General features: G+C 42.0%; 15 protein-coding genes. 1 reads left to right on the forward strand and 14 read right to left on the reverse strand.

Going from position 1 to position 14772, the window contains the following annotated elements; translation table 11 throughout:
- Nucleotides 1-31: 31 nt before the first annotated feature.
- From AN389_RS09725 to AN389_RS09770, 10 genes are all read right to left on the reverse strand, one after another.
- Nucleotides 32-2737 carry a methyl-accepting chemotaxis protein gene (locus AN389_RS09725; RefSeq protein ID WP_055015509.1) on the reverse strand — a complete coding sequence of 902 codons (2706 nt, stop codon included), beginning with the start codon at nucleotides 2735-2737 and terminating at the stop codon, nucleotides 32-34.
- A 48-nt stretch (nucleotides 2738-2785) separates the two neighbouring features.
- A complete protein-coding gene (locus AN389_RS09730) occupies nucleotides 2786-3271 on the reverse strand; it encodes a chemotaxis protein CheW (protein WP_055015456.1) in 486 nt (161 codons plus the stop codon).
- Entirely contained in the window at nucleotides 3268-5355 is a 2088-nt protein-coding gene (locus tag AN389_RS09735) for a chemotaxis protein CheA (protein WP_055019708.1), read from the reverse strand. The genes AN389_RS09730 and AN389_RS09735 overlap by 4 nt, the downstream gene beginning before the upstream one ends.
- Nucleotides 5356-5369: 14 nt before the next feature.
- On the reverse strand, nucleotides 5370-5732 hold the full coding sequence (locus AN389_RS09740; RefSeq protein ID WP_029773320.1) for a response regulator: 363 nt from the start codon (nucleotides 5730-5732) through the stop codon (nucleotides 5370-5372).
- Nucleotides 5733-5740: 8 nt separating this feature from the next.
- Nucleotides 5741-6013: an STAS domain-containing protein gene (locus tag AN389_RS09745; protein WP_055015458.1), complete on the reverse strand. Its 273-nt coding sequence runs from the start codon at nucleotides 6011-6013 to the stop codon at nucleotides 5741-5743.
- A 163-nt stretch (nucleotides 6014-6176) separates the two neighbouring features.
- Entirely contained in the window at nucleotides 6177-6794 is a 618-nt protein-coding gene (locus tag AN389_RS09750) for an SCO family protein (RefSeq protein WP_055015459.1), read from the reverse strand.
- Nucleotides 6791-7720 carry a heme o synthase gene (gene cyoE, locus AN389_RS09755; RefSeq protein ID WP_055019709.1) on the reverse strand — a complete coding sequence of 310 codons (930 nt, stop codon included), beginning with the start codon at nucleotides 7718-7720 and terminating at the stop codon, nucleotides 6791-6793. Before cyoE ends, AN389_RS09750 begins: the two co-directional genes overlap by 4 nt.
- 12 nt (nucleotides 7721-7732) lie before the next feature.
- Nucleotides 7733-8722 (reverse strand): heme A synthase, encoded by a 990-nt coding sequence (locus AN389_RS09760; RefSeq protein ID WP_055015461.1) that lies wholly within the window; start codon nucleotides 8720-8722, stop codon nucleotides 7733-7735.
- Between the two features lie 30 nt (nucleotides 8723-8752).
- Entirely contained in the window at nucleotides 8753-9247 is a 495-nt protein-coding gene (locus AN389_RS09765; protein WP_055015462.1) for a hypothetical protein, read from the reverse strand.
- On the reverse strand, nucleotides 9237-9977 hold the full coding sequence (locus tag AN389_RS09770) for an SURF1 family protein (RefSeq protein WP_055019710.1): 741 nt from the start codon (nucleotides 9975-9977) through the stop codon (nucleotides 9237-9239). The genes AN389_RS09765 and AN389_RS09770 overlap by 11 nt, the downstream gene beginning before the upstream one ends.
- Before the next feature lie 14 nt (nucleotides 9978-9991).
- Here AN389_RS09770 and AN389_RS20805 point away from each other — a divergent pair, with 14 nt between their 5' ends.
- Nucleotides 9992-10303 carry a DUF2909 domain-containing protein gene (locus tag AN389_RS20805; RefSeq protein WP_082429327.1) on the forward strand — a complete coding sequence of 104 codons (312 nt, stop codon included), beginning with the start codon at nucleotides 9992-9994 and terminating at the stop codon, nucleotides 10301-10303.
- Here the strand turns inward: AN389_RS20805 and AN389_RS09775 are convergent.
- The 4 genes from AN389_RS09775 to coxB are packed head-to-tail and all read right to left on the reverse strand — an operon-like array spanning nucleotide 10203 to nucleotide 14378.
- Nucleotides 10203-11078: a cytochrome c oxidase subunit 3 gene (locus AN389_RS09775; protein ID WP_055019711.1), complete on the reverse strand. Its 876-nt coding sequence runs from the start codon at nucleotides 11076-11078 to the stop codon at nucleotides 10203-10205. The genes AN389_RS20805 and AN389_RS09775 overlap by 101 nt on opposite strands.
- A 35-nt stretch (nucleotides 11079-11113) precedes the next feature.
- Nucleotides 11114-11644 (reverse strand): cytochrome c oxidase assembly protein, encoded by a 531-nt coding sequence (locus AN389_RS09780; RefSeq protein WP_055015465.1) that lies wholly within the window; start codon nucleotides 11642-11644, stop codon nucleotides 11114-11116.
- Nucleotides 11644-13236, reverse strand: coding sequence for a cytochrome c oxidase subunit I (gene ctaD, locus AN389_RS09785; protein ID WP_055015466.1), 1593 nt, complete (start codon nucleotides 13234-13236; stop codon nucleotides 11644-11646). The genes AN389_RS09780 and ctaD overlap by 1 nt, the downstream gene beginning before the upstream one ends.
- Nucleotides 13236-14378, reverse strand: a complete 1143-nt coding sequence (gene coxB / locus AN389_RS09790; RefSeq protein ID WP_055015467.1) for a cytochrome c oxidase subunit II — start codon at nucleotides 14376-14378, stop codon at nucleotides 13236-13238. The genes ctaD and coxB overlap by 1 nt, the downstream gene beginning before the upstream one ends.
- Between the last annotated feature and the right edge of the window lie 394 nt (nucleotides 14379-14772).

The following is a 14772-nucleotide window of genomic DNA, read 5'->3' on the forward strand; positions in this document are numbered from 1 at the left end:
GCTGGCATCTTAACTAGCAAGCCAATAGTGGCTAAAACTCTTCCCACTCATCTGCTGAGTCTATAAAGTTTTCGCCTTTGGGCTGGGTATTTTTTAAATAACCGCTGGGTTGACGCGCTGGGGCTTCAGAACGTTCAAAATGTGCATTGGGCAATGTATTCATACCTTGCTGCCCGAGCGAGAAAAAGTGCAGTAATTGGCGCATCTCATTGGCTTGCTCAGCCATGGACTCACCGGCAGCTGAGGCTTCTTCTACAAGTGCCGCATTTTGTTGCGTCATTTCATCCATTTGCGCAACGGCTTTATTAACTTGCTCAATGCCAGCGCTTTGCTCTTCAGAGGCCTCGGTTATATCCGAAATCATTTGCGTAACACGTTGTACGCTTGAAACAATTTCTCTAAGCGTTTCGCCCGACTCATTAACCAGCACAGTACCGTCGGTGACTTTTGCTACGCTGTCTCTAATGAGCTCTTTAATTTCTTTGGCCGCTCCTGCTGAGCGCTGCGCTAAGTTGCGCACCTCGCCAGCAACCACAGCAAAACCTCTGCCTTGCTCACCCGCTCTAGCTGCCTCTACAGCCGCGTTAAGCGCCAGTAAATTAGTTTGAAAGGCAATTTCGTCAATAACACCTATAATGTCAGCAATTTTTTTACTCGATTCGTTAATAGCCGACATACTCGTTACTGCTCTATTAACCACTTCTCCGCCTTGAATTGCTTTGTCGCAGGTTTCTTCGGCCAAATCGTTAGCAACTTTTGCGTTATCTGCATTTTGCCTTACGGTACTGGTCATCTCTTCCATACTCGATGCAGTCTCTTCAAGCGATGAAGCTTGCTCCTCGGTACGCTGACTTAAATCTGCATTACCTTGTGAAATCTCCTCTGCACCACTGGCAACAAGTGTGGCTGAGGAGTTTATGCGATTTATAACATCAGTGAGTTTATCTGCCGTGGTATTAGCATCTTGCTTGAGCTTATCAAACGAGCCTTGATACTCTTTCTCTATGCGCTTTGACAGATCGCCATTGGCCATTGCATCAAGCATTAGAGCGGTATCGCTAACGGCATCATCCACAATTTCCACTAAGCTATTTAAACCCTGCGCCAAGCGTAAGAAAAAGCCTTCTTTACCTGTTTCATCTACACGCGTATCTAAATCGCCTTTACCAGCATTACTCACTAACTGCGCAATTTCCTTTTCTATGGCGACTTCACTTGTTCTATCTTCCCACTCAACTACCGTCCCTATACGTTCTTGCTCTGGTGTGAAAATAGGGTTTGCCACTAACCCAAAGGTTCGTCCGCCTACTTTTATTTCAGCGCGATATGTTGTTGTAAGCTTAGCTAATAAGTTTTGCTGGTGGGCCGGGTTTTTGTGGAATATATCTATATTTTGCTTAATTAAATTAGTGCTATCAAAGTTAGGCAGCTCTTTTTTCAAATCATCTTCAGCAATACTCATCATCGATTTAACCGCGTTGTTCATATAAACAATCACATTTGAGGCATCGGCTATCATGGTGTTTGTTGCTACGGTATCAAGCGCCTGTTTTACTCTTAAGTTTTCTTGAGCTTCAGCACGCTCTTGCTCTGCTTTTGCTACGCTATCGGTAATATCTTCCCATTCAACAATGGTGCCTAAGTGTTTACCTTCATGATTTATCCACGGTGTGGCAATCAAACTAAAAATAAGCCCTGCTAAACGTAACTCAGTTTTGTAAGGTTGCTTTAAGTTTTTTAATAGCTCGCGTTGATGAGCTGGGTGCTTATGAAAATCATCTACACAGGTGCCGATTAAATTATCGACAGAAAAACTAGGTAGCACACTTTGCAAGGCCGTTTCACGTGCTTTGAGCATTGACTTAACTTGATCGTTTACAAATACAATATTGAGATCTTTATCGGCAATCATTACATTGGCTTGGCAAACGGTTAACGCACTTGCTAAGTCCGCAGCCTTTTTAGACTCACGCTCTAGCTGTTTTTGCGCGGTGATATCACTTGCGTATTTAATAACTTTATAAGGCTTGCCATTTAAATCGTATATAGGGTTATAAGAGGCTTGAATCCATATTTCTTGCCCTTGTTTACCTATTCGCATGTACTCGCCCGAGTCGTACTCTCCACGCCCAAGCTTTTCCCAAAACTGTTTATACTCGTTTGTTTTAGCGTATTCTGGGTCCACAAATAATTTATGGTGTTGGCCTTTTATCTCGCTAAGTTGATAGCCTAAACCGTTTAAAAAATTGTCATTGGCAGTAATAATTGTGCCATCAAGATTAAACTCTATCACCGCCTGCGATTTACTAATTGCCTCAAGCTGACCTTGTGCTTCAGCGGCCTGTTTTTTTTGCTCGGTAACATCTGTGGCAAATTTAATTACTTTTAGCACTTGCCCTTGGCTATCAATAATCGGGTTATAGGTCGCTTGAATCCATACCTCACGACCTCCATTTGCAAGGCGTTTAAACTCGTCAGAAATGAACTCACCGCCGCGTAAACGTTGCCAAAAATTTTTATACTCGCTGCTTTGTGCTTCGTCTGGTTCAACAAACATAGAGTGGTGCTGGCCTTGCACTTCTTCTAAGCGATATCCCATTGCATTTAAAAAGTTTGAATTGGCGGTAATTATTCTGCCACTCGGTTCAAACTCAATAACTGCTAATGATTTATTTAATGCATTAACGATTAAGTCATTACTTGATTCTGATTGCTTCGGATTACTAAACCATCCCATGCCCATCACCACCTTTATGTTTGTTTTTGTTGCTACATAGCACTGCGGCTATATATCCATTGTTCTTTGTAAGTCAATTAACGAGACCATTTTTTCACCTACGTTTACCAGCCCTGCCACATACTCACAATTACTCGAATCAGACAGGCTAGGGACGGGCTTGGCGTCTTGCTCTGCAATGCTGTAAACATCAGAAACCGCATCTACTGCGATGCCCATTACTTTTGAATCGTTTTCAAAAGTAACTTTTACAACAATAACAACCGTTAAAGGCCCATATTCAGTACTTGGCAAACCAAAACGTAAGCGCAAATCTATTATTGGCACTATGGTGCCGCGAAGGTTTATCACTCCTTTAACAAAATCAGGAGCATTGGGCAGTACGGTAATTTCTTCCCAGCTTCTGATTTCTTGCACGGTTAATATATCTACACCGTACTCTTCATCAGCCATAATAAAGGTTAGAAATTGCTTAACGCCTTGCTGTTGCTCTAAATCAATTTTGTTATTTAACTCGCTTTGTGCGCTAATCATGAAGCCTCCAGGGGTGTTTTAGAGTCTATGATTAGCTCTTGGCTACCTGGTTTTTTAAGTCCTGATAGTTTTATTAAGCCACTAATATCAACAATTAACGAGACACGCCCGTCGCCTAAAATAGTTGCTCCAGACACGCCATCCACTTTTTGATAATTCGCCTCTAAACTTTTTATTACTACCTGCTGCTGTGAAAGTAAGTCATCAACCAGCAAGCCCACTTTTTGGTTGTCGGTTTCAACAACCACCAGCAAGGTTTTGTCTAATGACTCTATGGCGTTTTGATGATTAAAAATTTGATACAAGCGTAAAATAGGGATGTATTCGTCACGCAGTCTTAGTACATCTAAGTCTCTACCCACTCGGCTTACTTTAGTGATATCAATCTGTAGCGATTCAACAATTGAAATGAGCGGAATAATATAAGTATGCTGCGCAACCTTAACTAATTGACCATCTAAAATGGCAAGCGTAAGAGGTAGCCTTATTGTAAAAGTAGAGCCAACGCCAGCTGCTGATGAAACCTCAACGGAACCATTTAAAGATTGAATATTGCGCTTAACAACATCCATTCCTACACCACGCCCAGATAAGTCGCTAACCGCATCGGCGGTAGAAAAACCGGGCATAAAAATAAGCTCATTGATTTCGTCATCGGTTAAATTACAGTCAGCGGTAATTAGCTCATTAGCAATGGCTTTTTCTTTTATTTTTTGCGTATTTAAGCCTTGTCCATCGTCCATTATTTCTATTACGATATTACCGCCTTGGTGAAAGGCATTTAAGGTCACGGTGCCCACGGGGTCTTTACCTGCGGCAACCCGCTGTTCAATTGTTTCAAGGCCATGATCGAGCGAATTTCTGACAAGATGCACCATGGGGTCGGATATTTTTTCCATTACCGTTTTATCAAGCTCGGTTTGTTCCCCTAATAATTTCAACTCCACCTGTTTATTTAGTTTTTGGGCAATGTCGCGCACTAGTCGCGGAAACCGGCTAAATACAAAGTTAATCGGTAACATACGAATGCGCATCACATTTTCTTGCAGGTCTCGGGTATTGTGTGCCAGCTGCGCAAGGCCTTCTTGTAACGACGTAATGGTCGATTCGCTAATTTCTTGCTCGCTCAACTGATTTAACATGGCTTGTGTTATCACCAGCTCCCCAACCATGTTTATTAATGAGTCTACTTTGTCTATTCCTACTCTTATGGAGGTAGACTCCGGTGCTGATGTTGGCTTTTTATCGGCTGAGGGTTTGCTTTTAGGTTTATCGGGTGCTTTTTTGGCATCGCTAATAGGCTGTGTTTGAGCTGTGCTGTGGTTGCTCTTTTCGTCCGTGTTTGCGGTGTGAGAAGTGTCTTCATCAAATAACCCGCCACAGAGCTCTATTTTTATATCAGCATCATCCTCTACCCATTCAAATACCTCTTTAATGGCGGCTTCTTTTTCGCTGGTATTTAAAAAAAAGCGCCAGTGCAAGTAGCACTCGTCACTGCTTAAATCTTTAATATCTGGGATATCGTCTAAAAATGCCTGCGTTTCAAGCTCGCCGAGTTCAGCTAATTCGCTGATCATGAATAAAGGCTCATTGCCTGTTTTAAAAAGGTGATGATGCGGTTTAAAATCAATTTGAAAAGTATTTATCTCAGCAGCAGTCTTTACTTCGCTTGCCTCGGTTGGGGGTGAATCGGCTTGCATTTCGAGTACAATTTCAAACTGTTTTTTTAAGGTCGTAGCGTGTGATAAATCAGGCTCTTGCTCAGCTTGCAGCTCACCAAGTAACCCACGCAAGCAATCAACAGCTTTAAGCAATAAATTAACATGTTCGGTGGTTAGCTCGCGCTCGCCTTGGCGTATTTGATCGAGTAAGGTCTCAAGCACATGAGTAAACTCAGCGACAGAGTTAAAGCCAAAGGTGCCACTGCCCCCTTTAATTGAGTGCGCAGCTCTAAAAATAGTATTTATTGTTTCTAAGTCTTCTTCGCCGGGCTCTAAATTTAGTAGCTCGGCCTCCATTGTATCTAGGCCTTCAAAACTTTCTTCAAAGAACACTTCAAAAAATTGACTTAAATCTATACTCACGCCGCACTCCTCAGTTAACGAATTACTTTTTTAAGCACCGCTAGTAACTGATCCGGGTTGAATGGCTTTACAATCCAGCCTGTTGCGCCAGCTGCTTTGCCTTCTACTTTTTTATCTAATCCTGACTCGGTAGTTAACATTAGCAGCGGCGTAAATTTGTAATCAGGAAGACCTCTGAGTTCTCTGATAAGCGTAATGCCATCCATAATGGGCATATTTACATCTGAAATGACCGCATCAAAACTTTGCTGCTTGGCAATCGCAAGAGCCTCGCTGCCATCTTTTGCTTCGGTAACATCAAAACCTGCGGTTTTAAGCGTAAAGCTCACCATTTGACGCATTGACGCAGAATCATCAACCGCTAAAATTTTCTTCATATAAACCTCTACCCTTTACTATCAAGTATTAAATATTGACTTAAGCCAAGTTGATTAATGGCGTTTTGAAGTGCATCACTGTTGCCTACCCATACAATTTTGTGATGTATGGTAAGAAGGTGTTTTTGCAAAGCACACAAAAGTTGAATTGACGCGGTATCGGCTGAAATAACCTCACTGACATCTAAACAAATATCGTTGTTGCTATTGAGTTCTTGTAATAAATCTTGGTGAAGAGTCTCTACATGCATAATTGCAAGTTCGCTTGGAAGTTTTAGCATTTTTTCAGGGCTTTCCCTGTCAATTCAATTCATAACAAAAGCTTAGCCTTAGTTATTAAAATTGCCATAAAAGGCTCAAAAAAATTAATAAAACTTTTAAAAGTGGCGCTAAAAAGCAAAAAAGGAGCCTAAGCTCCTTTTAAAATTCGTGAAAAGTGTAAAACTAGTTTTTATAGTAATCCGCTATTTGCTTAAATTCGCTAATAAGTTGAGTGGTATTAATAAGAGGTACATTGCCTTGTTGGAACTCAGGCTTAAATATGGCTCTTACCGCTCCATTTGCATCAACTAAAGCCACCGAAGCACTATGATCGACCGCATACTCTGATTCTTGTGAGTCACTAATGGCATAAATTAGTCCAAGCTCTCTCACCACTGGGAATAAGTTTTTGTGCTCACCTGATACAGCTAAAAAATCAGGGTTAAAATAATCAATATAGGCCTTTCGTTTTACCGCTGTATCGCGCTGGGGGTCTACCGACATAAACCAAATTTGCAGTGGGTATTCGTTATGTAACTTTTTATACACACTATTTAGCTTCGCAAGCGTTAATGGGCAAATATCTGGGCAGCTGGTATAACCTAAAAATACTAAGTTCCACTGCCCCATAAATTGCGCCTTGGTGACTAACTCACCGTTTTGGTCATTAAGCGTAAAATCTGAAAGAGGCTTTGCTTGCTCATACACTAAAGCTTGCACATCGGGTGCACTATTTTGCTCTGAGCAAGCAACAAGTAAAAACGAAAAAATTACAACTAAGCTAATCCGTAACTGCTTCATAAGGGGAGCCATTTATCTATAAATAAGATCACGAAGAGTACCATTAAATGCACAATTGAAAAGCGAAATAAGTCCATGGCATTACTATTATCAGGGGCTAGCTTTAGCTTAACCGCTTTATATAAAAAGAGTGCATTGAGTACACATGCGCCAACCAAATAAATACCGCCCGACATACCAATTAAATACGGTAACACGCATACAAGCGCCAGTAATATGGTATAAGCCACAACACACGTTTTGCAAAAATCGATACCATGAGTCACTGGCAACATAGGAATTTTAGCGCGTTCGTAATCGCTTTTGCGTGCTATTGCCAGTGCCCAAAAATGCGGTGGGGTCCACGTAAATATAATCATTACAAGTAACCATGGTGCGGCTGCCATTTGATTTGTTTCAGAAACCCAACCCAATAAAGGCGGCATTGCGCCAGCTAAACCACCAATCACAATGTTTTGCGGTGTGGCACGCTTTAAAAAAGAGGTGTAAATAAAAGCATATCCCACTAACGCAAACAACGTAAGTACGGCCGTTAGGGTGTTGGCCCAAAGCATTAGCATTATAAAACCGGCAAACCCTATCACACCTGCAAAGCTTAACGCATGGGTTTTACTAAGCCTGCCTTTGGCTACAGGGCGTTGGCGTGTTCGCGCCATTTTTGTATCTATTTCGCTATCAACAACATGGTTTATTACCGCCGCAGCGCCAGAGAGCAACCCAATGCCTAATAAACTAATAAACTGTACTGTAATGCCTCGCCCTACATCAGGCGCCAGTGCCAAGCCAACCCAGGCAGTAAGTACCAACATAGCCACTACTTTAAACTTGCTAATAGCTAAGTAATCTTGCAGTAAATTATAAGCACGTTGAATAAAAGGGTGTGCGCTAATAACTTGTAGTTCTTTTTTGTCTAGTGTGAGTGCCATTATTATTCCCCTTTAAGTGCGTGCTTTTAGGTAGTAACACAACCTAACCATAGTCAATAACAAGATAGCTGCCATTAAATTGTGTGCCAGCGCCACTCCTAGCGGAAAATGCCAATGCACCACCGCAAGCCCCAAACTAATTTGGCACAGTAGCGCAACGAGCACGCTGACAGTACAGTGTTTTATTTTTGCAGATTGCGCCTGACTGTATATACGCCACATAATTAGTGCCAACACAACGCATGTAACTAGCGCCCAAATTCTGTGTAATAGGTGAATAGACATACGCGCCTGTTGCGATAGCACTCCGTACTCATAGTTACTGTGCTCAAGCGGCAGCTGAAACACACTACTGAGTGAAAATGGCTGCGCATAACTACACAGCGGTAAGCCATTACAGTGCGGCGCTGCATAATTTGCTGCAAGCCAACCACCTAATGCAATTTGTATAACCAATACAGCCAATGCAACTAAGCTCAATGAAAAGTAGCGTTTAGCGCTACTATCTCCGCCCTCTATGGGTTTACTGGTTAAACGCAGGTATAAAAGAGTGATTAGCGATAAAATACTAAACCCTCCCAGTAAATGCCCCATTACAATGAGCGGTTGCAAGTTCATAGTAACGGTCCACATACCCAGCGCTGCCTGAAATATAACTAACAACAATAATGCTAGCGGTAATTTAACCGGCGTGTTTGAGTTATGGCGCTTTACAAAAGCCAACACAAATAGCGCTAAAATAAGTAATCCCAGCGCACCTGCAAAGTAACGGTGGATCATTTCTTTCCACGCTTTGGCGGTTTCAAACATCATATCTGGGTAACTTTGGGTAGCCAGTGCGATATCGGCTTCATGCTTTGGTACAGTTAAAAAGCCATAGCAACCTGGCCAGTCTGGACAACCAAGACCTGCGTCACTCAAACGTGTATAAGCGCCTAGCCCTACCACTAATAACGCAAGCAACCCCGTTGCAAGTACCCAGTGTTTATAATTTTTATACATAGGAATCTCCCATTAACAATGCGCTATTAGTTAGCTTGAACGAGAATAATTAAGTAGTTTTTTTAAATCTTTTAATAACCCTTTTTGTACTAAGCGGTTTTCTTGAGGCTGCTCTTTAAACGGATACTCAAGCACCACTAACCCCCTATGATCAATTAAATATAAGCTAGCGGGCTGTAAATTTTGTTGCGCGTTAAAGGTTTTCCAAGGCATGTTCTTAACATTAGGCGCCCCCATTACAGCCATATCAACCTTGCCTTGGTTTTTTCCTAAGGCGATATATAAGTTATCAAGCGCATTGAGCTGCTCATTACACGATGCACTACATTTATTGGAGTAATTAAGTGCAATTGTCCATTGCTTAGGGTTATGTTGCTGCCAGTTTTCAAGCTTTACTTCGTGCTGTAAAAAATCGCCATTATTGGTAATAGCGCTTGGCAACCAGTCTAGTTTTAGCGCACCGTATGCGAGTACGAGTGGTACAGCGCAACATACAACAAATAAAACTAAGGGATTATTCTTCATTGTTAGTCCTCTTTTTACTGGCAAAAATGGCCACCACCACACAAGCTAAGGCTATTAAAAACCATTGCACTGCATACGCTTGGTGCTTTTGCGGACTCATCACCACCGCTGTATAATGCGGTATTGCTAGCGCATCTCCAGTACCTTGACGATAAGCCATAAAGTTAAATAACGATTGATTACTTTGCTTACTTAGCTTTTGTAAATCTATTGATTGAATTCGTTTTTGAAAGTCTTGTTTTGTCGAATTGGTTTGTAAGTTAAAGCTCGCTAAGTTTTGCTCTTTTATTTGCGCTTTAAACATAAGAGTACTTTTAGGAAGTTGGATGTTCGGTAATTCGCTGCGTGAAATAGGCGCTTTTACCCACCCTAAATTAACGAGTAAAGCGCCACTTGCTTGGCTTGGCTTAAATAAAACCAATAAATCGTAACCCACTTGCCCTTGGTAAACTTGGTTATCTAAAAGCCAGTATTGCTGATTTATTATTTTTCCGACAAGCTCAACCTCTACACCTGTTTTATTCCACTTTGAAGGCATGGCCTGTAATTGCTGCCAGCTCATTACGCCTTGGGTTTGCATGTTAGCTATAGCTGTTAACTGTTGCTGCTTTTGCTCAGCCCTTGCTAATTGCCAGTACCCTAAACGTACACATACCAGCACCACAGCTACCACAACGCAAAGTGCGATAAATGAGCTAAGCTTTTGTTTACGCCTTAAAATTAACTGCATAAAGGGTCAACCCAGTGATTATTAAAATTATTATTGTGCTGCTGTTACTATTTATACTTTTCAACTTGTTTAGAGCGCTATTTATTATGGTGACCGATAAATCTGGCAATCGGCCTATGTCGCATTTTTTAGGCCGTCGCGTACTGTTCTCTGTGGTGGTTTTGGTGATGGTGATAGCCGCTGTAAAACTTGGTTTTATAAAGGCTAACCACTCACCACTGACCGTTACAACACATACACAAAAACAAATAAACACAGCCACACCACATCAACAAAATGCCAATACCAAGCCGCTGCTTGAAACGCAAAATGTTTATCTTTCGTAAAATGGCCTTTTAAAATACGCACAAATACAACAAACAAAATAATGGCGCCAAGGGTCACATGCATGCCATGAAAACCTGTCAGCAAAAAGAATGTGTTCCCGTAAATGCCTGCATCTAGTGTTAAGTTTAATTCGTTGTAGGCATAAATATATTCTTCCACCTGCAATGCTAAAAAGCACACACCCAATAAAATGGTTGCCCCCAACATCACTTTTAGCGGTTTACGTTTATTGTTCTCAATGGCTACGTGAGCAAAATGCAAAGTAACCGAAGACGCTAATAAAATAAGCGTATTAATAAGGGGTAAGCCTTGCCACCCCATAGCTTGCGTGGTTTCACCTGCTGGTGTGGTTAGTAGTGGCCATACGGCCTCAAAGGTAGGCCAAAGCACTTCGTTGGTCATCGCATTATTCCCAGCGCCGCCAAGCCAAGGCACCGACAGTATGCGGGCGTAAAATAATGCGCCAAAAAAGGCCATAAAAAACATAACTTCAGAGAATATAAACCAGCTCATTCCTTGTCGAAATGAGCGGTCCATTTGCGCTGAATACAAGCCCTGATCAGACTCGCTAATTACATTTTTAAACCAACTAAAAATCATATACAGCAGCACTGCAGTGCCTGCATATAGCAGGTACACACCGCTGCCCCCTTCACTTTCTAAATTCATAACTGTTAACGCCGCACCCACTGCAATAAAAAATAACGCCACCGCGCCCACTATGGGCCAAGGGCTTTGCTCGGGTACGTAGTAGTTTTCATAATCTTGATTCATGTTACTTGCTCCTAGTTTTACACTAGACATGCAGGCTAGTTATTACTTGCTACTAGCTGCTCACTAATATCAAATACGGTGTACGATAAAGTTAGCTCTTCTACATCGCTCGGCAATGCGGTATCAACATAAAAAAGCAGCTTAAACTCAAGTTCTTCACCCGCTTTTAGGGGTTGTTGATCAAAGCAAAAGCACGCTATTTTATGTAAGTACTTAGCCGCCTTTCCAGGCGACACAGAAGGCACCGCTTGCATTACTTTATCGATATCACTGGTGTTTTTTGCGCTAAACATTACCTCACGCATAGCACCCGGTTTCACATCAACACTGTATTCTTTTGATTTAACAATAAAGGGCGCACCACTTTGCGCATGGGTTGTAAAGCTCACACCTATTTCTCGGTTTTCAGTGATTTGTGTACTTTGCTTAGCTTGCTCAAGCGACGGCTTGCCATTAAGCCCGGTTATGTCGCAAAACACGTCATATAAGGGCACTAAGGCAAATGCAAAAGCAAACATACCTATACAAATAAGAATTAGGCGCTTTAATAGCGGTGCATGTGTCATTATTTAATTTCCGGCGGTGTAGAAAAAGTATGATACGGCGCAGGAGAGTCTACTTCCCACTCTAAACCTTCAGCACCATCCCATACTTTTGCAGGGACTTTATCGCCCCCTCGGGCACATTTAATTACCACAGCCACAAAGAGTAACTGCGATAAACCAAAGGCAAACCCACCTACACTAATAATTGCGTTAAAGTCAGCAAACTGCAGAGCGTAATCGGGAATGCGGCGAGGCATACCTGCCAGCCCAACAAAATGCATAGGGAAAAACAGCACATTAACGCTTACCAGCGATAACCAAAAATGCCACTTAGCCAAGGCAATGTTGTACATATTGCCCGTCCATTTAGGCAGCCAATAATAAGCCCCTGCCATAATAGAAAATATTGCCCCCGTAACTAACACGTAATGAAAGTGCGCCACCACAAAGTAAGTATCGTGATACTGAAAATCAGCTGGTGTTATAGCCAACATCAACCCCGAAAAGCCCCCTAAGGTAAATAGCACAATAAATGCAATACTAAATAACATGGGTACTTCAAAACTTATTGAACCTCGCCACATAGTGGCCACCCAGTTAAAAACTTTTACCCCTGTAGGTACCGATATAAGCATGGTCGCGTACATGAAAAATAGCTCGCCAGCAACGGGCATACCGGTCGTAAACATATGATGCGCCCACACTATAAAGCTCAGTAATGCGATAGAAGAAGTGGCGTATACCATGGAGGCATAACCAAATAGTTTTTTACGAGAGAACGTAGGCACGATGGTCGAAATAATACCAAAGGCGGGTAAAATCATGATGTACACTTCGGGATGGCCAAAAAACCAAAATATGTGCTGAAACATCACCGGATCGCCGCCACCTGCTGCATCAAAAAAGCTGGTTCCAAAGTATTTATCGGTCAGCACCATAGTGACCGCTCCGGCCAATACAGGCATAACAGCAATTAATAAAAATGCGGTTATTAGCCATGTCCAAACAAATAATGGTAGTTTCATCCATGTCATGCCTGGGGCACGTAAGTTAACAATGGTCACAATCACGTTTATTGCGCCCATAATTGAGCTAATCCCCATAATGTGCACTGCAAACACAAACATTGCGGTGTTATCGTTACTGTACGTTGTAGAAAGCGGCGCATAGAACGTCCAGCCAAATGCGGGGCCGCCTCCAGGCATTAATAACGATGCCAATAAAATTAAAAAAGCGAAGGGTAAAATCCAAAAGCTCCAATTGTTCATTCTGGGCAGTGCCATGTCTGGCGCACCAATCATGAGCGGTACCATCCAGTTAGCAAGCCCCGTAAAGGCTGGCATTACAGCACCAAACACCATAATTAAGCCGTGTACTGTGGTCATTTGGTTAAAAAAGTGAGGATCTACCAATTGTAATCCTGGCTGAAATAACTCAGCCCGAATAACCATAGCCATTGCACCACCAATTAAAAACATCGTCAGCGAAAAAATTAAGTACATGCTGCCAATATCTTTATGGTTTGTTGTATATAACCAGCGTTTAAAACCTTTGGCTGGATGGTGGCCGTGGTGAGCGTTATTGGCGTGTGGTTGTTCTACTATGCTACTCATTAGTTCGCCTCCCCATCAGCATCAAGTGCTGCCTGAATTTCACTAGGTTGGATAACATCACCCGTATCGTTACCCCACGCATTGCGTTTGAAGGTAATTACTGCCGCAAGTTGCTTTATAGATAACTGCTTTGCAAATGCCTGCATTGCAGTGCCAGGACGGCCATGAATTACAATATCTATATGATCTTTTATATCACCAAGCACAATGGGGCTACCTTTAAGCGCTGGAAACACACCCGGTAACCCCATACCTGTTGGCTGATGACACGCAGCGCAACTTGCCATATACACTTGCTCGCCTAGCGTCATTAACTCTTCTTTAGGAATCGTTTTCTCAAGTAGGGCTGCATCGGCTAATGCCGCTTTCTGCTTAGCTTGCTTAGCATCTGCAAGCCACGCGTTAAAATCCTCTTGCGACTTAGCTTCAACTACCACGGGCATAAAACCATGATCTTTACCGCATAGTTCGGCGCATTGGCCACGGTAAATACCCTCTTCGTTGATGTTGGTCCACGTTTCATTAATAAACCCTGGGTTGGCATCTTTTTTAACGGCAAAATCAGGTACCCACCAAGAGTGAATAACATCATCAGAGGTCATTAAAAAACGCACCTTTTGATTAATTGGCAGTACTAAAGGTTTATCAACCTCAAGTAAGTAATTGGGGTTTTTATTAGCAAGGTTGGCTATTTCGTCTTGAGGGGTAGACAAAATAGAATAAAACTCCACGTCTTCGCCCATATATTCATAATGCCACTTCCACTGTGACCCAGTGATCTTAATGGTTAAGTCGGCCTTACTGGCATCTTCCATTGCAATCAAGGTTTTAGTGGCAGGGATTGCCATGGCAATTAAAATAACAAACGGAATGGCAGTCCAAAGAATTTCTACTTTGGTACTTTCATGAAATTGGGCAGGAACTGCCCCTTTAGATTTACGGTGATGAATTAGTGCCCAAAACATAATTGCGAACACTATCACCCCAATCACACAACATATTAAAAATATTGTCATGTGTAGCTGATATACATTATTACTTATATCGGTTACGCCCTTGCGCATATTGTATTGGCTATTAGCCAGCACTTGCTGCGGGAACATAATCAATACAAGCCACAAGGCAGAGGTCAGTTTACCCATGTGACGGCTCCTTTGATGCTATTGCGAATGCAAAGCGAAGAGGCATACGGCTTAAACGCCAATTCGTTATTTTTATTATTTAACCAACCTAATTTGTTTTGATTGGTATAGCTGCGCCGACAAAGAATATGTATTTGTGTGTTCTCAAAACCAAAAAGCTATGAGTTATTGTTAGCCCAGCACATTAATGATTAGCTAAAAAACGTACAACAAGCAAGTTTCAGTATAAAAAACAAACAAGTTGTATTTTAAAATAAGCTTTAATTACGCCAGCTTAAACACAAGTTAGTTGCTAAATAGCGAGTAAAACTAGAGGGTGCATCATATAAAAGAGGAGTTAAATGCGAGTGCAAAAAAGTTTACAGGCTAAATAATTTTAGGGCGCTTTGAGGTA

The organism is Pseudoalteromonas sp. P1-7a (assembly GCF_001401855.1).
GTDB lineage: Bacteria > Pseudomonadota > Gammaproteobacteria > Enterobacterales > Alteromonadaceae > Pseudoalteromonas.

What these genes read in the sequence shown, in the direction of transcription:
- AN389_RS09725 (WP_055015509.1), bottom strand. Translation starts at nt 2,737, where the DNA reads ATGGGATGGTTTAGTAATCCGAAGCAATCAGAATCAAGTAATGACTTA.
- AN389_RS09730 (WP_055015456.1), bottom strand. Translation starts at nt 3,271, where the DNA reads ATGATTAGCGCACAAAGCGAGTTAAATAACAAAATTGATTTAGAGCAA.
- AN389_RS09740 (WP_029773320.1), bottom strand. Translation starts at nt 5,732, where the DNA reads ATGAAGAAAATTTTAGCGGTTGATGATTCTGCGTCAATGCGTCAAATG.
- AN389_RS09745 (WP_055015458.1), bottom strand. Translation starts at nt 6,013, where the DNA reads ATGCTAAAACTTCCAAGCGAACTTGCAATTATGCATGTAGAGACTCTT.
- AN389_RS09750 (WP_055015459.1), bottom strand. Translation starts at nt 6,794, where the DNA reads ATGAAGCAGTTACGGATTAGCTTAGTTGTAATTTTTTCGTTTTTACTT.
- cyoE (WP_055019709.1), bottom strand. Translation starts at nt 7,720, where the DNA reads ATGGCACTCACACTAGACAAAAAAGAACTACAAGTTATTAGCGCACAC.
- AN389_RS09760 (WP_055015461.1), bottom strand. Translation starts at nt 8,722, where the DNA reads ATGTATAAAAATTATAAACACTGGGTACTTGCAACGGGGTTGCTTGCG.
- AN389_RS09765 (WP_055015462.1), bottom strand. Translation starts at nt 9,247, where the DNA reads ATGAAGAATAATCCCTTAGTTTTATTTGTTGTATGTTGCGCTGTACCA.
- AN389_RS09770 (WP_055019710.1), bottom strand. Translation starts at nt 9,977, where the DNA reads ATGCAGTTAATTTTAAGGCGTAAACAAAAGCTTAGCTCATTTATCGCA.
- AN389_RS09775 (WP_055019711.1), bottom strand. Translation starts at nt 11,078, where the DNA reads ATGAATCAAGATTATGAAAACTACTACGTACCCGAGCAAAGCCCTTGG.
- AN389_RS09780 (WP_055015465.1), bottom strand. Translation starts at nt 11,644, where the DNA reads ATGACACATGCACCGCTATTAAAGCGCCTAATTCTTATTTGTATAGGT.
- ctaD (WP_055015466.1), bottom strand. Translation starts at nt 13,236, where the DNA reads ATGAGTAGCATAGTAGAACAACCACACGCCAATAACGCTCACCACGGC.
- coxB (WP_055015467.1), bottom strand. Translation starts at nt 14,378, where the DNA reads ATGGGTAAACTGACCTCTGCCTTGTGGCTTGTATTGATTATGTTCCCG.